This is a genomic window from Kitasatospora sp. NPDC088861 (genome assembly GCF_044750105.1).
Classification (GTDB): domain Bacteria; phylum Actinomycetota; class Actinomycetes; order Streptomycetales; family Streptomycetaceae; genus Kitasatospora.
The window spans coordinates 135,224-156,502 of the sequence record NZ_JBIVJF010000019.1; the positions used below are offsets into that span (position 1 = coordinate 135,224).

Consider the following 21,279-nt stretch of genomic DNA (forward strand, 5'->3'; position numbering starts at 1 on the left):
TCTGTGTGACCGCCACCGCCATTCCCGACCCCACTGCCCTGCACCCGCTCGCCGGCCACGACCGGGTCGTCCTGCTGCGCCCGCTCGTCACCGACCCGCGGATCGAGGTCGGCGAGTACACCTACTTCGACGACCCCGAAGGGGCCACCCGCGTCGAGGAGCGCAACGTCCTCTACGCCTACGGACCCGAGCGGCTGGTGATCGGAAAGTACTGCGCGATCGCCACCGGGGCCCGCTTCCTGATGGCCGGCGCCGCCCACCCGACCATCGGCGTGTCCACCTTCCCGTTCACGATGTTCGGCGGCGAGTGGACCGAGCGGACCCTCGACCTCGTCACCGGCCTGCCCAGCCGGGGCGACACCGTGATCGGCAACGACGTCTGGTTCGGCTTCGGCGCCACTGTCCTGCCCGGCGTCCGGATCGGCGACGGCGCGATCATCGCGGCCGGTGCGATGGTCACCGCCGACGTCGAGCCCTACACCATCGTCGGCGGCAACCCCGCCCGCCCGATCCGGCGCCGCTTCGAGGGCGCCGACGTCGAGCGACTGCTCCGTGCGGCCTGGTGGAACTGGCCGGTCGAGCTCGTCACCGAGCACGTCCGCGCCATCATGTCCGGGACCCCGGCCGACATCGAGGAGATCGCCGCGGCGAACGGCCTGCTCGCCCGCTGACCTGCCGGGCCTGGGAAGGACGTCGGCCCCGGGGGCGCTGGAGCCCTCCGGAGATCCAGTGAGCTGCGGCAGGGCGTTGATCACGGGTGGGCCGGTGCGGGAGGATGGCGTCCCCCTGCTCCATGCTCCGCCCCGTCGATAGCTGCGCCCTTCGCCCAGCTCCAGGGTCCGTCCGACGCCGTACGGTACTCGCGCCCCGCCGGTTCCGTTCGCTCGGAGGGATCTGACTCATGCGCGCCTCCCTGTCCGTGTCTTCGTCCTCATCGGCCCTTCGCGACCTGCCGGTTCTCCTGGTGGCGGTGGTGTGGGGGTCGAGCTTCCTCGCCGTCCAGCGGGTGGCGGAGCCCGGGACGGCCGTGGCGATGCTGGTCCTGCGGTTCGGGCTGGTGCTGCCGCTGCTCGGGATGGTCGCCTGGCCGGCGCTACGGAGGCTGAGCCGCGCCGAGTGGCTGGGCGGCGGCGCACTGGGGCTGGTGCTCAGCGGGATCTTCCTGCTGGAGACGTACGGTGCCGTGCACACCTCCGCCACCAATGCCGGGCTGATCATCAGCCTCGCGATGGTGCTCACCCCGCTCGGCGAGAGCGTCCTCAGCCGGACGGCGCCGCCGCGCGCCTTCCTCGCGGCCGCCGCGCTGGCCGTGCTCGGCGTCGCGCTGCTCACCGGGGACGGCGGGCTGCGCCCGCCTTCGCTCGGCGACCTGCTGGTGCTGGGCGCCGCCCTGGTTCGCTCGGCCTTCGTCCTGGCGACGGCCCGCGCCCGCGCCGTCCGCGGAACCGACATGCTGGCCCTGACCTGGGTCCAACTCGCCGTCGCGACAGCCGTGTTCGCGTCCGTCGCGCCAGCCGTAGGGCCGTCGCCGTGGGCCGTCGCCCGCTCGTACGGGCCCGGCCAGTGGGCCTGGTTGCTGCACCTGTCCCTGTTGTGCACGCTGTTCGCCTTCTTCGTTCAGATGTGGGCTGTCCGCGCCACCTCGCCGTCCCGGGTGAGTCTGTTGCTCGGCACCGAACCGCTGTGGGCCGCCGTCTTCGGCATCACCATCGCCGGGAACCGGATGGGTCCGCTCGCCCTGGTCGGCGGAGCCCTGGTCATGGTCGCCACCGAGTGGGGCCGCCGCGCCGCTCCCGCCTCCGTCCCCGCTCCCGCTCCCGTCCGGCGCGGGGAGACCGAAGCCGTTGAGTCCGAAGCCGTCGAGTCCGAGGCCGTCGAGTCCGAGGCCGCTGGATCTGTTGTCGCCGAGTCCGCGACCGGGGTCGGGGAGCGGGGCCCGGAGCCGTCCCCGGTGTGATCCGCTGTGGTGGTCACCGGCGACTCAGCGTCCGACGGGCGTAGACCGTGCCCCAGCCCGGCTGGTGCTCGGCGTACCGGGCGGCGGGCGGCGGGCGGCGGGAGGGGGAGGGCCCCGAGGACCGTTTCGCACGCTTGTGAACGAAGGGTCAAGCGAGCGTTCGGTCCCCCGCCACCCCTCAGGGTGAGCCGCTATAACACGTCAACATGACGCCTCGAAATTTGCTCCCGTCGACGCATAGTTGATATAGGAGCGCGGCTCTGACCAGCCGCTTCACAAGTAAATGCGACTGGTTGTGACCATTTGACTTCTTTGTGTTGACAACTCTGGGCATGTTCATATTCGGCACGATTCCCATCGTGGCGTAGATCACAAAGATGACGTTGAACTGCGTGTCGCAGATCACAAGCCGACGGGCATAGGATGCGCTCGTTCCAGGCTTTGTGAACTGCCTCACATGAGGTGGATCCCGGGAACCGGAACGCGGGTTCACCTCAGCGTGACCTGCCGGTTCCGATCTGCAGTCAAGGACGACTGGACGGAGGGAGCGGGGGCTATGAATGCCTACGCGCCGATCCTCGTACTCGGTGCCATCGCGGCGGCGTTCGCGGTCGGCTCCGTCGTGATGGCCTCACTCACCGGCCCCAAGCGCTACAACCGGGCCAAGTTGGAGGCGTACGAGTGCGGCATCGAGCCGACCCCGCAGCCCGTGGGCGGCGGTCGGTTCCCGATCAAGTACTACCTGACGGCGATGCTCTTCATCGTCTTCGACATCGAGATCGTCTTTCTCTATCCCTGGGCGGTGACCTTCGACGCCCTGGGGATCTTCGGGTTGGTCGAGATGCTCCTGTTCATCGCCACGGTCTTCGTCGCCTACGCCTACGTGTGGCGCCGCGGCGGCCTGGAGTGGGACTGAGCGCGGGGTGGCCGCCGCCTTTGTGAACGAGCGGACAAGCCCGAACGGGCCGACGTACCACAGGACTTGAGGGCTTCTTGAGGGCATTGAGAGGGATCTGATGGGAATCGAGGAGAAGCTGCCGAGCGGCTTTCTGCTCACGACCGTGGAGACGGCCGCCGGTTGGGTGCGCAAGGCGTCACTCTTCCCGGCCACCTTCGGTCTGGCCTGCTGCGCGATCGAGATGATGACCACCGGCGCCGGCCGCTACGACCTGGCCCGGTTCGGCATGGAGGTGTTCCGGGGTTCCCCCCGGCAGGCCGATCTGATGATCGTGGCGGGTCGGGTGAGCCAGAAGATGGCCCCGGTGCTGCGCCAGGTGTACGACCAGATGGCCAACCCGAAGTGGGTCATCTCGATGGGCGTCTGCGCCTCCTCGGGCGGGATGTTCAACAACTACGCGATCGTGCAGGGCGTCGACCACATCGTCCCGGTGGACATCTACCTGCCCGGTTGCCCGCCCCGCCCGGAGATGCTGATGGACGCCATCCTGAAGCTGCACGACAAGATCCAGCACGAGCCGCTGGGCGCGAACCGGATCCGGGCCGAGGAACTGGGCGAGGCGCTCGCCCTCAAGGCCACCCCGGTCAGCGAGATGCGGGGGCTGCTGCGATGAACGAGCAGCTACCCGAGACCCGTCGCGAGCACCCGGTCCGCGAGATCCCGGTCGAGGTGGTCGGCCGCCGGCAGGGCATGTTCGGTGCCCAGGACAGCGGCGACACCTCCGGCTTCGGCGGCCTGGCCGCGCCGATCGTGCTGCCCGGCCCGAGCGAACGGCCGTACGGCGGCTGGTTCGACGAGGTCGCCGACGAGCTGGAGGGCGCCCTGGAGGAGCAGGGCCTGGACCCGGTCGAGGTGATCGAGAAGACCGTCGTCGACCGCGGCGAGCTCACCTTCCACATCGACCGCGCCCACCTGCTCCGGACCGCCCGCACCCTGCGCGACGACCCGGCGCTGCGCTTCGAACTGTGCCTGGGCGTGAGCGGCGTGCACTACCCCGACGACAAGGGCCGCGAGCTGCACGCGGTCTACCACCTGCGGTCGATCACCCACGGACGGCTGATCCGGGTGGAGGTCACCGCGCCGGACGCCGACCCGCGCATCCCCTCCGTGGTGAGCGTCTACCCGACCAACGACTGGCACGAGCGCGAGGCCTACGACTTCTTCGGCCTGGTCTTCGAAGGCCACCCGGCGCTTACCCGGATCATGATGCCGGACGACTGGCTGGGCCACCCGCAGCGCAAGGACTACCCGCTCGGCGGCATCCCCGTCGAGTACAAGGGCGCCCAGATCCCGGCTCCCGACCAGCGGAGGTCGTACAGCTGATGAGTACTCGGCACCACGAAGATGCTCGGCACGACGAAGAGACTCGACCCCACGAGGAGACCGAGCAGGCAGAGGCCCGGGAGACCACCGAGGGCCGGGTCTTCACGGTCACCGGAGGCGACTGGGGCGAGGTGGTCGAGGCGGTCGGCCGGGCCGACGACGAGCGCATCATCGTCAACATGGGCCCCCAGCACCCGTCCACCCACGGCGTGTTGCGGCTGATCCTGGAGATCGACGGCGAGACGGTGAAGGAGGCCCGCTGCGGCATCGGCTACCTCCACACCGGCATCGAGAAGAACATGGAGTTCCGCAACTGGGTCCAGGGCACCACCTTCGTGACCCGGATGGACTACCTGACCCCGCTGTTCAACGAGACCGCGTACTGCCTGGCCGTCGAGAAGCTGCTCGGCATCACCGACGACATCCCGGACCGGGTCAGCGTGATCCGGGTGCTGATGATGGAGCTCAACCGGATCGCCTCGCACCTGGTCTGCCTGGCCACCGGTGGCATGGAGATCGGCTCCACCACCCTGATGATCTACGGCTTCCGCGACCGCGAGCTGATCCTGGACGTCTTCGAGCTGGTCACCGGCCTGCGCATGAACCACGCGTACGTGCGCCCCGGCGGCCTCGCCCAGGACCTCCCGCCCGGCGCCGTCGACCAGATCCGCGAATGCGTGAAGACCCTGCGCTCCCGAATGCACGAGTACGACAAACTCGCCACCGGGAACCCGGTGTTCAAGGCGCGCCTGGTCGACGTCGGCTTCCTCGACCTGCCCGGCTGCCTGGCCCTCGGCGCCACCGGCCCGATCCTGCGCGCCACCGGCCTGCCGCACGACCTGCGCAAGACCGACCCGTACTGCGGCTACCAGGACTACGACTTCGAGGTCGCGATCGCGGACAGCGCCGACTCCTACGGCCGCTTCCTGATCCGCCTGGAGGAGATGCGGCAGTCGCTGGGGATCGTCGAGCAGTGCCTGGACCGGCTGCGGCCGGGCCCGGTGATGGTGGCCGACAAGAAGATCGCCTGGCCCGCCCAACTCGCCGTCGGCCCGGACGGGATGGGCAACTCGCTCGACCACATCCGCAAGATCATGGGCACCTCGATGGAGGCCCTGATCCACCACTTCAAGCTGGTCACCGAGGGCTTCAGGGTCCCGGTCGGCCAGGCGTACGCGGCGGTCGAGTCGCCCAAGGGCGAGCTGGGCGTGCACGTGGTCAGCGACGGCGGGACGCGCCCGTACCGGGTCCATTTCCGGGATCCGTCGTTCACCAATCTGCAGACGATGGCGGCGATGTGCGAGGGCGGCCAGGTCGCCGACGTGATCGTCGCGGTGGCCGGGATCGACCCGGTGATGGGAGGCGTGGACCGGTGACAGACGTCCAGTTGGGGATGCCGGCGCTGCCGGCCACACCGTACCCCGAGGAGGTGCACGCCCGGCTTGCCGCCGACGCCGCGGAGCTGATCGGCCGCTACCCGCAGGCCCGGTCGGCGCTGCTGCCGCTGCTGCACCTGGTGCAGGCCGAGGAGGGCTTCGTCAGCCCGACCGGCATCCGGTTCTGCGCCGAGCAGCTGGACCTCACCACCGCCGAGGTCACCGCCGTCGCCACCTTCTACACCATGTACCGGCGGCGCCCGGCCGGGAAGTACCACGTCGGGGTCTGCACCAACACCCTGTGCGCGGTGCTCGGCGGCGACCAGATCTTCGACGAGCTCCAGCAGCACCTCGGCGTGCGCAACAACGAGACCACCGGGGACGGCGAGATCTCGATCGAGCACATCGAGTGCAACGCGGCCTGCGACTACGCGCCCGTGGTGATGGTCAACTGGGAGTTCTTCGACGACCAGACCCCGGAGAGCGCCAAGCGGCTGGTCGACGACCTGCGCGCGGGCCGGGAGGTCCGGCCGACCCGCGGCGCCCGGCTGTGCACCTTCAAGGAGTCCGCCCGGATCCTGGCGGGCTTCCCCGACGAGCGCCCGGGTGCCAACGACGAGTCCGGCGCGGGCGGCGCGCCCTCGCTGGCCGGCCTGCGCCTGGCCAAGGGCGAGGCGCTGCCCGGCACCGGCGGCACCAAGGTCGTCGCGCCCCGCCACGAGGGCACCGGCCACGAAGGGACGGAAGCGTGATGACCGCCGCCGAGCCGGCCGAGAAGCTGCTCACCCCCGTCCTGTCCGCCTCCTGGGACGACGAACGGCCCTGGACGCTGGCCACCTACCGTCGCCACCACGGCTACGACGGCCTCAAGGTGGCCCTGGCGATGCCGCCGGACGACGTGATCGCCCTGGTGAAGGACTCCGGGCTGCGCGGTCGCGGCGGTGCCGGCTTCCCCACCGGGATGAAGTGGCAGTTCATCCCGCAGAACGACGGCAAGCCGCACTACCTGGTGGTCAACGCGGACGAGTCCGAGCCGGGCACCTGCAAGGACATCCCGCTGCTGTTCGCCAACCCGCACGCGCTGATCGAGGGCATGATCATCGCCTCCTACGCGATCCGCTGCGACCACGCGTTCATCTACCTGCGCGGCGAGGTCGTCCCGGTGCTGCGCCGCCTGCACGCGGCCGTCGCCGAGGCGTACCAGGCCGGGCTGCTCGGCCGGGACATCCTCGGCTCGGGCGTCGACCTCGACATCACCGTGCACGCCGGAGCCGGCGCCTACATCTGCGGCGAGGAGACGGCACTGCTGGACTCGCTGGAGGGCCGCCGCGGCCAGCCCCGGCTGCGGCCGCCGTTCCCGGCGATCGCCGGCCTGTACGCCTGCCCGACGGTGGTCAACAACGTCGAGTCGATCGCCTCGGTGCCGCCGATCCTGGCCCGCGGCAAGGAGTGGTTCAAGGGCCTGGGCACCGAAAAGTCCCCCGGCTTCACGCTGTACTCGCTCTCCGGCCACGTCACCAACCCCGGCCAGTACGAGGCGCCGCTGGGCATCACGCTGCGCCAGCTGCTGGACATGAGCGGCGGCGTCCGCCCCGGGCACCGGCTCAAGTTCTGGACCCCGGGCGGCTCGTCCACCCCGATGTTCACCGACGAGCACCTGGACGTCCCGCTGGACTACGAGGGTGTCGGCGCGGCCGGTTCGATGCTCGGCACCAAGGCGCTGCAGGTCTTCGACGAGACCACCTGCGTGGTGCGTGCGGTCACCCGCTGGACCGAGTTCTACGCCCACGAGTCCTGCGGCAAGTGCACCCCCTGCCGCGAGGGCACCTACTGGCTGGTCCAGTTGCTCAAGCGGATCGAGGCGGGCGCGGGCGTCGACGGGGACCTGGAGAAGCTCCTCGACATCGCCGACAACATCAACGGCAAGTCCTTCTGCGCACTGGGCGACGGCGCCGCGAGCCCGATCGTCTCCTCCCTCCAGCACTTCCGGGCCGAGTACGAGCAGCACCTGGCCGAGCGCCGCTGCCCGTTCGACCCGGCCGCCTCCACCGTCTGGGCCGACGGCCCCCGCCCCGGCCACCAGTCCGCCACCGAAAGGGAGGTGCACGCGTGACGATCACAGAGCCATCCACCTCCACGGGCGACAAGGCCGCGGTCGAGCTGGTCACGCTCACCATCGACGGCGTCGAAGTGCAGGTCCCCAAGGGGACGTTGGTGATCCGGGCCGCCGAACGGATCGGCACCCAGATCCCGCGCTTCTGCGACCACCCGCTGCTCGACCCGGCCGGCGCCTGCCGGCAGTGCATCGTCGAGATCGAGGGCCAGCGCAAGCCCGTCGCCTCCTGCACCATCCCGGTCGCCGAGGGCATGGTGGTGCGCACCCAGGTGAGTTCACCGGTGGCCGAGAAGGCGCAGCGCGGCGTGATGGAGCTGCTGCTGATCAACCACCCGCTGGACTGCCCGGTCTGCGACAAGGGCGGCGAGTGCCCGCTGCAGAACCAGGCGATGTCCACGGGTGACGCCGACACCCGCTTCGAGGGGATGAAGCGCACCTACGAGAAGCCGATCCCGCTCAGCACCCAGGTGCTGCTGGACCGGGAGCGCTGCGTGCTGTGCGCGCGCTGCACCCGCTTCTCGCAGCAGATCGCCGGGGACCCGTTCATCGACCTGCTGGAACGCGGCGCGCTCCAGCAGGTCGGCACCGGGGACGACGAGCCGCTCGACTCGTACTTCTCCGGGAACACCATCCAGATCTGCCCGGTGGGCGCCCTGACCTCGGCGGCGTACCGCTTCCGCTCCCGCCCGTTCGACCTGGTCTCCTCGCCGAGCGTGTGCGAGCACTGCTCCTCGGGCTGCGCCCAGCGCACCGACCACCGGCGCGGCAAGGTGCTGCGCCGGCTGGCGGGCGAGGACCCGGCGGTCAACGAGGAGTGGAACTGCGACAAGGGCCGGTTCGCGTTCCGCTACGCCCAGCAGCGGGACCGGATCGCCACCCCGCTGGTGCGGGTGGACGGCGAGCTGGTGCCCGCCTCCTGGCCGGAGGCGCTGGCCCGGGCCGCCGAGGGACTGCGCGGCGCCCGCGTCGGGGTGCTGACCGGCGGCCGGGTCACCGTCGAGGACGCCTACGCGTACGGGAAGTTCGCGCGGGTGGTGCTCGGCACCAACGACGTGGACTTCCGGGCCCGCCCGCACAGCGGCGAGGAGGCGGACTTCCTGGCCGCCGCCGTCGCCGGGCGCGGGGTGGACGTGGACGGCGAGGGCCTGACCTACGAGGAGCTGGAGCAGGCGCCGGCGGTGCTGCTGGCGGGTTTCGAGCCGGAGGAGGAGTCGCCGATCGTCTTCCTGCGGCTGCGCAAGGCCAGCCGCGACCGGGGCCTGAAGGTGTACTCGGTGGCGGCGTTCGCCTCCCGGGGCCTGGCCAAGCTGCGCGGCGCGCTGCTGCCGGCGGCCCCGGGCACGGAGGCGGAGTGGTTCGCCGCGCTGGCCGCCGACGAGCCGCTGAACGACGAGGCCGGGCGGGCCGCCGAGCTGCTGCGCGGCCCGGGCGCGGTGATCCTGGTGGGCGAGCGGCTGGCCGCCGCCCCGGGCGCGCTGACGGCGGTGCTGCGCCTGGCGCACGCGACCGGCGCCCGGCTGGCGTGGGTGCCGCGCCGGGCGGGTGAGCGCGGTGCGGTCGAGGCGGGCCTGCTGCCGGGGCTGCTGCCCGGCGGCCGTCCGGTGGCGGCTCCGGCCGCCCGGGCGGAGGCCGCCGGGGTGTGGGGGGTGGCGGAGCTGCCGTCCCGGCCGGGCCGGGACACCGAGCAGATCCTGACGGCCGCGGCGCACGGCGAGCTGGACGCGCTGCTGGTCGGCGGCGTCGACCCGGACGACCTGCCGGATCCGGCGCTGGCCGACGCGGCGCTGGCGGCGGTGCCGTTCGTGGTGTCGCTGGAGCTGCGGCCCTCCGCGGTGACGGCGCGCGCGGACGTGGTGCTGCCGGTGGCGGCGGTGGCGGAGAAGGCCGGCGCCTTCCTGGACTGGGAGGGCCGGCTGCGGATGTTCGAGGCGGCGCTGAAGCCCGATCAGCAGATGGGCCGCCATCTGTACCCGGACCTGCGGGTGCTGACCATGCTGGCGGAGGCGCTGGGCCACCGGCTGGGTCTGCCGGACGTCCGGGCGGCCCGGCTGGAGCTGGACCACTTCACCCCGTGGACGGGTGACCGGTCCGCGGACCCGGCCGCGCACCCCGGCGTGCTGCCCCGCCCGGCCACCGGCCAGGCGGTGCTGGCGGGTTGGCGCCAGCTGCTGGACAACGGCACGTTGCAGCAGGGTGATCCGCACCTGGCGGGCACCCGGCACCGGGCGGTGGCCCGGGTCTCGCCGGCCACCGCGAAGGAGGTCGGTGCGCCGGAGGCCGGCGCCGAGGCGGGTGGGGCGGGCGGGGCGCTGCGGCTGACCGGCCCGGCCGGCTCGCTGACCCTGCCGCTGGAGGTCACCGACTCGATCCCGGACCGCACGGTCTGGATCCCGCTCAACTCCACGCCGGGCGGCGCCCACCGCGCGCTCGGCACCACCGTCGGCCATCTGGTCACGATCGCCGTGGCCGCCCCCGAGCCGGCCGTGAGGGCCGAGGCCGCGGCGGGCGACGCGGGCAGCGAAGGGGAGGAGCGATGACTCCGCAGCCGTACGAGACGCTCCACTTCTTCGGGCAGGACCCGTGGTGGCTGGTGCTGCTGAAGGCGCTGTTCTGCTTCGGCTTCCTGGTCCTGACGGTGCTGATCGCGATCGTCTGGGAGCGCAAGGTGGTGGCCTGGATGCAGCTGCGCATCGGGCCGAACCGGCACGGGCCGTGGGGGATGCTGCAGTCCCTGGCGGACGGCGTGAAGCTGGCGCTCAAGGAAGACCTGGTGGTCAAGGGCGCGGACAAGGTGGTCTACGTCCTGGCCCCGATCGTCTGCGCCGTCCCGGCGTTCATGGCCTTCGCGGTGATCCCGTTCGGGCCGGCCGGCAACGAGGTGTCGATCTTCGGCACCCGGACGGCGATGCAGCTGACCGACTTCCCGGTGGCGCTGCTGTACATCCTGGCGACGGCCTCGATCGGCATCTACGGCATCGTGCTGGCCGGCTGGTCGTCCGGTTCGACGTACCCGCTGCTGGGCGGGCTGCGCTCGGCCGCGCAGATGGTCAGCTACGAGATCGCGATGGGCCTGTCCTTCGCGGCGGTGTTCATCTACTCGGGGTCGATGTCGACCTCGGAGATCGTGGCGCACCAGCAGCCGACCTGGTTCGCGGCGCTGCTGCCGGTGTCGTTCATCGTGTACATCATCGCGATGGTGGGTGAGACCAACCGGGCGCCGTTCGACCTCCCGGAGGCCGAGGGCGAGCTGGTCGGCGGTTTCAACACCGAGTACTCCTCGCTGAAGTTCGCGATGTTCATGCTGGCCGAGTACGTCAACATGGTGACCGTCTCGGCGGTGGCCTCCACCCTGTTCCTGGGCGGCTGGCGGGCCCCGTGGCCGGTGTCGACCTTCTGGGAGGGCGCCAACCACGGCTGGTGGCCGATGCTGTGGATCACGCTGAAGATCCAGCTGCTGCTGTTCTTCTTCATCTGGCTGCGCGGCACGCTGCCCCGGTTCCGCTACGACCAGTTCATGAAGCTGGGCTGGAAGGTGCTGATCCCGGTCTCGCTGGTGTGGCTGGTGCTGATCGCGAGCGTGCGGGCGCTGCGCAACGAGGGCTACGGCTTCGGCGAGGTGGTGCTGTACGTCGGCGCGCCGGTCGGGGCGATCCTGCTGCTCGCCCTGCTGCGGGACTTCCTGAAGAAGGAACCTGAGCCCGAACCCGCCCTGCCGAAGGGGGAGTTCGACCCGATGGCGGGCGGATACCCGGTGCCCCCGCTGCCCGGACAGGAGCTCCCGCCGGTGCCGCGCCGGCGCAGCCGGGCCCCGAAGCAACTCCAGGACGCCCTCAACGGGGCCGACCATACCGAAGGGAGCTGAACCGAGATGTCGTCCGACCAGACGGAGCGGGCCGAGCGGCCCGACAAGCCGTCGATCCTCGGCCCGGCCGCCGGCTTCGGCGTGACCTTCAAGGCCATGTTCAAGAAGCGGCTCACCGAGCAGTACCCGGAGCAGAAGAAGCCCACCGCTCCGCGCTTCCACGGCCGCCACCAGCTGAACCGGCACCCGGACGGCCTGGAGAAGTGCGTCGGCTGCGAGCTGTGCGCGTGGGCCTGTCCGGCCGACGCCATCTACGTGGAGGGCGCGGACAACCGGGAGGAGGAGCGCTACTCGCCGGGCGAGCGCTACGGCGCGGTCTACCAGATCAACTACGCCCGCTGCATCCTGTGCGGGCTGTGCATCGAGGCCTGTCCGACCCGCGCGCTCACCATGACCAACGAGTACGAGCTGGCCGACTCCTCGCGCCGGGACCTGATCTTCACCAAGGAGCAGCTGCTGGTCGGCCTGTCCGAGGGCATGGTGGACGCCCCGCACGCGATCTTCCCGGGCGCCGACGAGGGCGCGTACTACCGGGGCGAGATCACCGCGGCGGCGCCCGGGACGGTCCAGCAGGAGCGCACCGACCGGGAGCGGGAGGTCCAGCAGTGACCTCCCTCAACCTGGCCGCGACCGGGACGACCTCCGTCGGGGAGGCCGTCCAGTTCTGGGTGCTCGCGGTGATCGCGGTCGGCGGCGCGCTCGGCATGGTGCTGATGCGCAAGGCCGTGCACAGCGCGCTGTGCCTGGCGGCCACGATGATGGCGCTGGCGGTCTGTTACATGGCGCAGGGCGCGGTGTTCCTGGGCGTGGTGCAGATCGTCGTCTACACCGGCGCGATCATGATGTTGTTCCTGTTCGTGGTGATGCTGGTCGGCGTCACCAGCGAGGACTCCCTGAAGGAGCAGCTGAAGGGCCAGCGGTTCGCCGCGGTGCTGTGCGGGCTGGGCTTCGGCGTGCTGCTGATCGCCGGGATCGCCAACGCGCGGCTGGACCACTTCACCGGCCTGTCCGAGGCGAACGCCGAGGGCAACGTGCCGGGCCTGGCCCGGCTGATCTTCACCCGGTACGTGTGGGCGTTCGAGGTCACCGGCGCGCTGCTGATCACCGCGGCGATCGGTGCGATGGTGCTGACCCACCGCGAGCACGTGAAGGCGCCGAAGACGCAGCGCGAGCTGGCCGCCCAGCGGGTCGTGGACAACCTCCAGCTGCCGCCGCTGCCGGCGCCGGGCGTGTACGCGCGGCACAACGCGGTGGACGTTCCGGCGCTGCTGCCGGACGGCACGATCGCCGAGGACTCGGTGATGGCGACGCTGCGCGAGCGCGGCCAGGTCCGGGACGTCAGCCAGGAGATGTTGCGGCGGATGGCCGAGCTGGAGAACACCACGGCGGACTGGCTGGGCCGGCCGTCGTCCGAGCGGCCGGCGGTCGCCGGACCGCGGAAGTCCCTGGAGCCGGTGCCGGCGTCGGTGCCGGCGTCGGTGAACGGCAAGGACGGCAACGGCGGTCCGAACGGTCTGAACGGCAACGGCGGCCTGAACGGCAACGGCGGTTCGAACGGCAAGGACGGCTTGAACGGCAAGGACGGTCTGAACGGCCGTGCCGACGAGGAGGGAGCGGAGTGAACCCGGCCAACTACCTGTACCTCGCGGCCCTGTTGTTCACCATCGGCGCGGCCGGAGTGCTGATCCGGCGCAACGCGATCGTGCTGTTCATGTGCGTGGAGCTGATGCTGAACGCCTCGAACCTCGCCCTGGTGACCTTCTCCCGGCTGCACGGCACCCTGGACGGCCAGATCATCGCGTTCTTCACGATGGTGGTCGCGGCGGCCGAGGTCGTGGTCGGCCTCGCCATCATCGTCTCCATCTTCCGGACCAGGCACTCCGCTTCGGTCGACGACAGCAATCTGATGAAGCTGTAGGCGGAGGGCCTCGGTGAACTCTCTCATTCCGCTGCTGGTGGCGGCCCCGCTGGCCGGCGCCGCCCTGCTCCTGCTCGGCGGCCGCGCGCTGGACCGCTTCGGCCACTGGCTGGCCACCGCCCTCGCGGCGCTCTCGTTCGGCTTCGGCCTGGCGCTGTTCCGGGACATGCTGGGCCGCGAGGCCGAGCACCGGGCCGTCACCGAGCACCTGTTCAGCTGGATCCCGGTGAACGGGTTCCAGGCCGACATGTCGTTCCGGCTCGACCAGTTGTCGATGACCTTCGTCCTGCTGATCACCGGCGTCGGCACGCTGATCCACCTGTACTCGGTGGGCTACATGGCGCACGACGAGCGCCGGCGCCGCTTCTTCGCGTACCTGAACCTGTTCCTGGCCGCCATGCTGCTGCTGGTGGTCGCCGACAACTACCTGCTGCTGTACTTCGGTTGGGAGGGCGTGGGCCTCGCCTCGTACCTGCTGATCGGTTTCTGGCAGCACAAGCCGAGCGCGGCGACGGCGGCGAAGAAGGCGTTCATCGTCAACCGGGTCGGTGACCTGGGCCTGTCGATCGCGATCATGCTGATGTTCACCGAGTTCGGCTCCTTCGCCTTCGAGCCGGTCTTCGGTGGGGCGGCGCAGGCGAGCGAGGGCAAGCTGACGGCGATCGGCCTGATGCTGCTGCTGGCGGCCTGCGGCAAGTCGGCGCAGGTGCCGCTGCAGTCCTGGCTGGGCGACGCGATGGAGGGCCCGACCCCGGTGTCGGCGCTGATCCACGCGGCCACCATGGTGACCGCCGGCGTCTACCTGATCACCCGCTCGTCGGCGATCTTCGACCTGGCGCCGGACGCGCAGACCGCCGTGGTGGTGGTCGGCGCGGTCACGCTGCTGTTCGGTGCGATCGTCGGTTGCGCGAAGGACGACATCAAGAAGGCGCTGGCCGGGTCGACGATGTCGCAGATCGGCTACATGGTGCTGGCGGCCGGGCTCGGCCCGATCGGCTACGCCTTCGCGATCATGCACCTGGTGACGCACGGCTTCTTCAAGGCCGGGCTGTTCCTCGGCGCCGGGTCGGTCATGCACGGCATGAACGACGAGGTGAACATGCGTCACTACGGCGGCCTGCGCAAGTACATGCCGGTCACCTTCGTCACCTTCGGCCTCGGCTACCTGGCGATCATCGGCTTCCCCGGCCTGTCCGGCTTCTTCTCCAAGGACAAGATCATCGAGGCGGCCTTCGCCAAGGGCGGCACCGAGGGCTGGATCCTCGGCCTGTGCGCGCTGACCGGTGCCGCCGTCACCGCGTTCTACATGACCCGGGTGATGCTGCTGACCTTCTTCGGCGAGAAGCGCTGGCAGCCGGACGCGGAGGGCAACGCCCCGCACCCGCACGAGTCGCCGAAGACCATGACCATCCCGATGGTCCTGCTGGCCTTCGGCTCGGTCTTCGCGGGCGGGCTGTTCGCCTTCAACGACTCGTTCCTGACCTGGCTGGAGCCGGTCACCGGACACTCCGAGGGCAACTCGCCGCTCGCCCCGCTGGTGGTCACCGTGCTCACCACGGCCTGCATGCTGGCCGGCGTCCTCGTCTCGTACCTGATGTACGGGCGCTCCGCCGTCCCCGTGGTGCCGCCGGTCGGCTCCCCGCTCACCCGGGCCGCCCGCCGCGACCTGCTCCAGGACGACTTCAACCACGCCGTCCTGGTCCGCCCGGGCTCGGCGCTCACCGCGACGCTGGTCTACTTCGACAGCCGCGGTCTGGACGGCTTCGTCAACGGCCTGGCCGCCACCATCGGCGGCGTGTCCAGTCGGCTGCGGCGGGTCCAGAACGGCTTCGTCCGCTCGTACGCGCTCTCCATGTTCGGCGGCACGCTGGTGCTGGTCGCCACGACTCTCCTGATGAGGTCCGTCTGATGACTCGCGCAGATTCCACGTGGGGGGTGCGGCCATGAGCGCGTTGCTGACCGCCACCTGTGCCGTCCCGGCGGCCGGCGCGGTGCTGACCGCCGCCCTGCCCGCCGGGTCGACCGAGCGCCGCCGCTCGACCACCAAGGCCGTCGCCCTGGGCGTCTCGGTCGTCACCCTGGTGCTGGCCGCCGTGGTGGCGACCCGCTTCGACCCGCACGGCGATCGCTACCAGCTGACCGAGTCGTACAGCTGGATCCGCTCCTTCGGCATCACCTTCTCGCTCGGCGTGGACGGCATCGGCGCCGTCCTCGCCCTGCTCACCGCCGTCCTGGTGCCGGTGGTGATGCTGGCCTCCTGGCACGACGCCGACCCGGGGCCTGCCTCTCCCGACGGCACCTTTGAGGGCAGGCGCCGCACCCAGGGCTTCTTCGCCCTGATCCTGGCGGTGGAGGCGATGGTGGTCGTCTCCTTCTACGCCACCGACGTCTTCCTCTTCTACGTGTTCTTCGAAGCCATGCTGATCCCGATGTACTTCCTGATCGGCGGCTTCGGCGACCGGGCCGGCGGCCCCGACGCGGCGCGCCAGCGCTCGTACGCGGCCGTGAAGTTCCTGCTCTACAACCTGCTCGGCGGCCTGGTGATGCTGGCCGCCGTGATCGGCCTGTACGTGATCGCGCAGGACCAGGGCTTCGGCACCTTCGACCTCCAGACCCTCACCTCGGCGATCGCCGACGGCAAGCTCCAGCTGTCCGGCACCGCCGAGAAGGCGCTGTTCCTGGGTTTCTTCTTCGCCTTCGCGGTGAAGGCCCCGCTGTGGCCGCTGCACACCTGGCTGCCGAACGCGATGGGCGAGGCCACCGCCGGCACCGCCGTGCTGATCACCGCCGTGGTGGACAAGGTCGGCACCTTCGCGATGCTGCGCTTCTGCCTCGGGCTGTTCCCGCACGCCTCGAAGACCTTCGCCCCGGTGATCCTGGTCCTGTCGGTGATCGGGATCATCTACGGCGCGCTGCTGGCGGTCGGCCAGAAGGACATCAAGCGGCTGGTCGCCTACGCGTCGATCTCGCACTTCGGCTTCATCATCATGGGCATCTTCGCGCTGACCAGCCAGGGCCAGAGCGGCGCCACCCTCTACATGGTCAACCACGGCATCTCCACCGCCGCGTGGATGCTGGTGGCGGGCTTCCTGATCTCCCGCCGCGGCTCGCGGCTGATCGCCGACTACGGCGGGGTGCAGAAGGTCGCCCCGGTGCTCGCCGGGACGTTCCTGATCGGCGGTCTGGCCACCCTGTCGCTGCCCGGGCTGGCCCCGTTCGTCAGCGAGTTCCTGGTGCTGGTGGGCACGTTCACCCGCTACCCGGCGATCGGCATCGTGGCGACCTTCGGCATCGTGCTGGCCGCGCTGTACGCCCTGCTGCTGTACCAGCGCACCATGACCGGCCCGGTGAAGGCCGGCGTCGGCGGGATGCCCGACCTCAAGGTCCGCGAACTGGCCGTGGTCGCCCCGCTGGTGGCGCTGACCATCCTGCTCGGCGTCTACCCCAAGCCGCTCACCGACCTGGTCAACCCCTCGGTGAACGCGACGCTCTCGCAGGTCCACGAGACCGACCCGGCGCCGGCCCACCCGGTCGCCGCCACCTCAGGAGGTGAGCAGAAGTGAGCACCACCGGCATGCTCGCCGCCGCCGGCGGCAACACCGCCAGCATCCCGGCGCCGCACCTGGAGTACGGCCAGCTCTCCCCGATGCTGGTGGTGTTCGGCGCCGCCGTGGCCGGCATCCTGGTGGAGGCCTTCGTGCCCCGCCGGTACCGGCACTGGACGCAGGTGTCGCTCGCCCTGGCCGGGCTGATCGGCTCCTTCGTCGCCGTGGTGGTGCTGGCCTCCCAGGGCTTCGGCTCCACCCGGGTCGACCTGCTGGCCATGGAGTCCGTCGCGCTGGACGGCCCGGCGCTGTTCCTGCAGGGCGTGATCCTGCTGGCCGCCGTCGTCGCGGTGCTCACCTACGCCGAACGGAAGCTGGAGCCCAAGGCGGGCGGCCTGCCCGCCGACGCCTTCGCGGCCCAGGCCGCCGCCACCCCCGGCGGCGAGCAGGAGCGGGCCGCGGTCCGGGCCGGCTTCGCCACCAGCGAGGTCTTCCCGCTCACCATGTTCGCGGTCGGCGGGATGCTGCTGTTCCCCGCGGCCAACGACCTGCTGACGATGTTCGTGGCGCTGGAGGTCTTCTCCCTCCCGCTGTACCTGCTCTGCGCGCTGGCCCGGCGCCGCCGGCTGCTCTCCCAGGAGGCGGCCGTCAAGTACTTCCTGCTGGGCGCCTTCGCCTCGGCGTTCTTCCTGTTCGGCACCGCGCTGCTGTACGGCTACGCGGGCAGCGTGAAGCTCGGCGACATCTCGGACGTGATCTCCGGCAAGGCGATGACCACCCCGGCGCAGCTGAGCAGCACCCAGAGTGACGCGCTGCTGCTGATCGGCCTGGCGATGCTCGCGGTCGGCCTGCTGTTCAAGGTCGGCGCGGTGCCGTTCCACTCCTGGACCCCGGACGTGTACCAGGGCGCGCCGACCCCGGTGACCGGCTTCATGGCGGCGGCGACGAAGGTCGCGGCCTTCGGGGCGTTCCTGCGGCTGTTCTACGTGGCCTTCCCGGGCCTGCGGCTGGACTGGCGGCCGGTGCTGTGGGGGGTGGCGATCCTCACCATGGTGGTGGGCGCGGTGCTGGCGGTCACCCAGCAGGACGTCAAGCGGCTGCTGGCGTACTCCTCGATCGCGCACGCCGGGTTCATCCTCACGGGCGTGATCGCCACCAACAAGCAGGGCCTGTCCTCGGTGCTGTTCTACCTGCTGTCGTACTCCTTCGTGACGCTCGGCGCGTTCGCCGTGGTCACCCTGGTGCGCGACTCCAAGGGCGAGGCGACCCACCTGTCCAGCTGGGCCGGGCTGGGCCGGCGCTCGCCGCTGGTGGCGGCGGTGTTCGCACTGTTCCTGCTGGCCTTCGCCGGGATCCCGCTGACCTCCGGGTTCACCGGGAAGTTCGCGGTGTTCCAGGCAGCGGCGGCCGGCGGGGCGACGCCGCTGGTGATCGTCGGTGTGCTGAGTTCGGCGGTGGCCGCGTTCTTCTACATCCGGGTCATCGTGCTGATGTTCTTCTCCGACCCGAAGCCGGGCGGCCCGACGGTGGCGATCCCGAGCGCCTTCACGGCGACCGCGATCGGGGTGGGGGTGCTGGTCACGCTGGGTCTCGGCCTGCTGCCGCAGTACTTCCTGGACCTGGCGTCGAAGGCCGCGCTGTTCGTCCGCTGACCGCCACCGGGGCGGCGCCGCCGCCCCGGGCCCGTCCGGGCCGCGCCCTCGGCGCGCGGTCCGGACGCGCGTTTGCCGCCGGCCCGCCGGCGGAGGGGCTCCGGCCCGTGTTTTCCAGCTGAATTCGCCCCCACCGCAGTACTGCCCCCACAGCCGCCCTGACCAGGGCATCCGGCCCGATCATGACAGGATCCGCACGCCCGTGCAGTGATCCACTCGTGACCGGATACCCTGCCTGTATGGCCAGCGGCGGCACTCAGGGACCAGGCCGCTAGATCGACCAGGGACAGAGGAGTGGTCTTCGTGACCGTCGTGGGACCCTTCGGGCTCAGCGTGCAGGACCGCGACCTGACCCGGGACGTTCAGGCCGGACTGGACGCGGTGGAGACGGCGCTCGCCGAGGCCGTCAAGAGCGACGTCCCGTTCATCACCATCACCGCCAGTCACCTCATCGAGGCCGGCGGCAAGCGCTTCCGTCCGCTGCTGCTGCTGCTGGCGGCGCAGTTCGGCGACCCGGGGGCGCCCGGTGTGGTGCCGGCGGCCGTCGTCGTCGAACTCACCCACCTGGCGACCCTGTACCACGACGACGTCATGGACGAGGCCCCGGTGCGCCGCGGCGCCCCCAGCGCCAACTCCCGCTGGGACAACTCGGTGGCCATCCTCACCGGCGACTTCCTGTTCTCCCGCGCCTCCCAGGTGCTCGCCGACCTCGGCCCCGAGGCGGTGCGGATGCAGGCCGACGCCTTCGAGCGGCTGGTCACCGGCCAGATCCTGGAGACCCGCGGCCCCGGCCCGGACGGCGACCCGCTGCTGCACTACCTCGACGTGCTGGCCGGCAAGACCGGTTCGCTGATCGCGGTCTCCTGCCGGATAGGAGCGCTGATGGCCGGCGCCGAGCCGTGGATGGTGGACACCCTCAGCGAGTTCGGCGAGCGGATCGGCATCGCCTTCCAGCTGGCCGACGACGTGCTGGACATCGCCAGCGACGGCCAGGAGTCCGGCAAGACCCCCGGCACCGACCTGCGCGAGGGCGTGCCGACCCTGCCGACCCTGCTGCTGGAGCAGATGCCGGCTGACCCCGCCGACCCGGCCGACACCCGGCTGCGCGAACTGCTCACCCTGGACCTCGCCGACGACGAGCTGCACGCCGAGGCGCTGCGGCTGCTGCGCCGCCACCCCGCGCTGGAGCGCGCCCGCCGGGAGACGCTGCGCCAGGCCGAGGACGCCCGGGCGCTGCTCGCCCCGCTGCCGGACTGCGCGGCGAAGGCGGCCCTGGAGGGGCTCTGCGACGCGGTGGCGATCCGGACCATGTGACCGGGGCGCGGCGGGCGGCAGCCCCTGACCGGCGGATCCGCGGACGGCGGGCCGGGTGTTCACCCGGATGGGGGAGACTGGCCCCTGTCAGCTCTGCCCTGCCGGGAAGGTCACCATGCGCCGCGTCGTCATAGCCGAGGACTCCGTACTGCTGCGGGAGGGCCTGACCCGGCTGCTCACCGACCGGGGCCTGGAGGTCGTGGCGGGTGTCGGGGACGGCGCCGCGCTGGTGAAGACCATCCACGACCTGGCCGCGGCCGGGCAACTGCCGGACGTCGTGGTCTCCGACGTGCGGATGCCGCCGAGCCACACCGACGAGGGCCTGCGCGCCTGCGTCGAGCTGCGTGGGCGCTACCCGGAGCTGAACGTGCTGGTGCTGTCGCAGTTCGTGGAGGAGCGGTACGCCTCCGAGCTGCTGGCCGGTTCGACCCGGGGCGTCGGCTACCTGCTGAAGGACCGGGTCGCGGAGGTGCGCGAGTTCGCGGACGCGGTGGTCCGGGTCGCCGAGGGCGGCACCGCGCTGGACCCGGAGGTGGTGCAGCAACTCCTCAGCCGCAGCCGCAAGGGCGACGTGCTGGCCAACCTCACCCCGCGCGAGCGGGAGGTGCTCGGGCTGATGGCGGAGGGCCGCACCAACAGCGCGGTGGCCAAGCAGCTGGTGGTCTCGGACGGCGCGGTGGAGAAGCACGTCAGCAACATCTTCCTGAAGCTGGGCCTGGCGCAGAGCCCGGAGGACCACCGACGGGTGCTGGCGGTGCTCACCTACCTCAACTCGTAGCCGTCCCGGCGGCCGGGCAGCTCGGGGCAGGGGGGCGGCCGTCGGACGCGGAATGATCTCCGGCGGCCGGACGTTGTACCCCGTGTGCGGTACGGGCGCGGGCCGGTGTTTTCCCGCCGCACGTGGGAGTTCCGTCCGGGATCAAGTGCCCGCGCATAGGATGCGGGAGGTGCACCAAGCGGACGGGGCACGGGGCCGCGCCCGCGGTGGTGTGCCCTCGAGGAGGTCCGCGGCAGTGACCAGTCAGGTCGATCAGTCAGAGGCAGTGGACGGCTCGGACGGCGACGGTGGTCGTTCCGGGAACGGTGACGGACGCCCCGGTGCGGCCGTGCCCGCCGATCCAACGGCCCCGGGAGGTTCGCCGCCGAGGCACGGCAAGCCGATCCGCCGACTGGACCGGGTGATCATCCGTTTCGCCGGTGACTCGGGTGACGGCATGCAGCTCACCGGTGACCGGTTCACCTCGGAGACGGCGTCGTT

At 71.2% G+C, this 21,279-nt stretch carries 18 protein-coding genes and 1 pseudogene; all 19 read left to right on the forward strand.

Annotated features, from left to right (window positions below):
- The first annotated feature begins 5 nt into the window (after nt 1-5).
- Nucleotides 6-671, forward strand: a complete 666-nt coding sequence (locus ACIP37_RS27220) for a CatB-related O-acetyltransferase (RefSeq protein ID WP_400844630.1) — start codon at nt 6-8, stop codon at nt 669-671.
- Between the two features lie 248 nt (nt 672-919).
- Complete coding sequence (locus ACIP37_RS27225; RefSeq protein ID WP_400844633.1) at nt 920-1,957, forward strand: DMT family transporter; 1,038 nt, start codon at nt 920-922, stop codon at nt 1,955-1,957.
- Nucleotides 1,958-2,513: 556 nt separating this feature from the next.
- Nucleotides 2,514-2,873: an NADH-quinone oxidoreductase subunit A gene (locus tag ACIP37_RS27230; protein ID WP_030060100.1), complete on the forward strand. Its 360-nt coding sequence runs from the start codon at nt 2,514-2,516 to the stop codon at nt 2,871-2,873.
- A 100-nt stretch (nt 2,874-2,973) separates the two neighbouring features.
- Nucleotides 2,974-3,528 carry an NADH-quinone oxidoreductase subunit B family protein gene (locus tag ACIP37_RS27235; RefSeq protein WP_063348147.1) on the forward strand — a complete coding sequence of 185 codons (555 nt, stop codon included), beginning with the start codon at nt 2,974-2,976 and terminating at the stop codon, nt 3,526-3,528.
- Complete coding sequence (locus tag ACIP37_RS27240; RefSeq protein WP_363585045.1) at nt 3,525-4,238, forward strand: NADH-quinone oxidoreductase subunit C; 714 nt, start codon at nt 3,525-3,527, stop codon at nt 4,236-4,238. The genes ACIP37_RS27235 and ACIP37_RS27240 overlap by 4 nt, the downstream gene beginning before the upstream one ends.
- Entirely contained in the window at nt 4,238-5,614 is a 1,377-nt protein-coding gene (locus ACIP37_RS27245; protein ID WP_363585047.1) for an NADH-quinone oxidoreductase subunit D, read from the forward strand. Before ACIP37_RS27240 ends, ACIP37_RS27245 begins: the two co-directional genes overlap by 1 nt.
- Complete coding sequence (nuoE, locus tag ACIP37_RS27250; protein WP_363585048.1) at nt 5,611-6,366, forward strand: NADH-quinone oxidoreductase subunit NuoE; 756 nt, start codon at nt 5,611-5,613, stop codon at nt 6,364-6,366. Before ACIP37_RS27245 ends, nuoE begins: the two co-directional genes overlap by 4 nt.
- Complete coding sequence (gene nuoF, locus ACIP37_RS27255) at nt 6,366-7,727, forward strand: NADH-quinone oxidoreductase subunit NuoF (RefSeq protein WP_400808752.1); 1,362 nt, start codon at nt 6,366-6,368, stop codon at nt 7,725-7,727. The genes nuoE and nuoF overlap by 1 nt, the downstream gene beginning before the upstream one ends.
- Nucleotides 7,724-10,267 carry an NADH-quinone oxidoreductase subunit G gene (locus ACIP37_RS27260; RefSeq protein ID WP_400808749.1) on the forward strand — a complete coding sequence of 848 codons (2,544 nt, stop codon included), beginning with the start codon at nt 7,724-7,726 and terminating at the stop codon, nt 10,265-10,267. The genes nuoF and ACIP37_RS27260 overlap by 4 nt, the downstream gene beginning before the upstream one ends.
- Nucleotides 10,264-11,592, forward strand: a complete 1,329-nt coding sequence (nuoH, locus tag ACIP37_RS27265; RefSeq protein WP_400808747.1) for an NADH-quinone oxidoreductase subunit NuoH — start codon at nt 10,264-10,266, stop codon at nt 11,590-11,592. The genes ACIP37_RS27260 and nuoH overlap by 4 nt, the downstream gene beginning before the upstream one ends.
- A gap of 6 nt (nt 11,593-11,598) precedes the next feature.
- Entirely contained in the window at nt 11,599-12,201 is a 603-nt protein-coding gene (gene nuoI / locus ACIP37_RS27270; RefSeq protein WP_363585056.1) for an NADH-quinone oxidoreductase subunit NuoI, read from the forward strand.
- On the forward strand, nt 12,198-13,214 hold the full coding sequence (locus tag ACIP37_RS27275; protein ID WP_363632140.1) for an NADH-quinone oxidoreductase subunit J: 1,017 nt from the start codon (nt 12,198-12,200) through the stop codon (nt 13,212-13,214). The genes nuoI and ACIP37_RS27275 overlap by 4 nt, the downstream gene beginning before the upstream one ends.
- Nucleotides 13,211-13,510 carry an NADH-quinone oxidoreductase subunit NuoK gene (nuoK, locus tag ACIP37_RS27280; protein WP_363585058.1) on the forward strand — a complete coding sequence of 100 codons (300 nt, stop codon included), beginning with the start codon at nt 13,211-13,213 and terminating at the stop codon, nt 13,508-13,510. The genes ACIP37_RS27275 and nuoK overlap by 4 nt, the downstream gene beginning before the upstream one ends.
- Nucleotides 13,511-13,523: 13 nt before the next feature.
- Nucleotides 13,524-15,419 carry an NADH-quinone oxidoreductase subunit L gene (gene nuoL, locus ACIP37_RS27285; protein ID WP_363619160.1) on the forward strand — a complete coding sequence of 632 codons (1,896 nt, stop codon included), beginning with the start codon at nt 13,524-13,526 and terminating at the stop codon, nt 15,417-15,419.
- 34 nt (nt 15,420-15,453) lie between these two features.
- Nucleotides 15,454-17,073, forward strand: coding sequence for an NADH-quinone oxidoreductase subunit M (locus tag ACIP37_RS27290; protein WP_363632142.1), 1,620 nt, complete (start codon nt 15,454-15,456; stop codon nt 17,071-17,073).
- A gap of 11 nt (nt 17,074-17,084) precedes the next feature.
- A complete protein-coding gene (gene nuoN / locus ACIP37_RS27295; protein WP_350877774.1) occupies nt 17,085-18,707 on the forward strand; it encodes an NADH-quinone oxidoreductase subunit NuoN in 1,623 nt (540 codons plus the stop codon).
- A gap of 303 nt (nt 18,708-19,010) precedes the next feature.
- The gene (locus tag ACIP37_RS27300; protein ID WP_363585063.1) at nt 19,011-20,021 is read left to right on the forward strand and encodes a polyprenyl synthetase family protein; all 1,011 of its coding nucleotides are present in this window, start codon (nt 19,011-19,013) and stop codon (nt 20,019-20,021) included.
- Nucleotides 20,022-20,136: 115 nt separating this feature from the next.
- Nucleotides 20,137-20,799, forward strand: coding sequence for a response regulator transcription factor (locus ACIP37_RS27305; protein WP_363585065.1), 663 nt, complete (start codon nt 20,137-20,139; stop codon nt 20,797-20,799).
- A gap of 235 nt (nt 20,800-21,034) precedes the next feature.
- Nucleotides 21,035-21,279, forward strand: a pseudogene (locus ACIP37_RS27310) (2-oxoglutarate ferredoxin oxidoreductase subunit alpha); the annotation flags it as partial.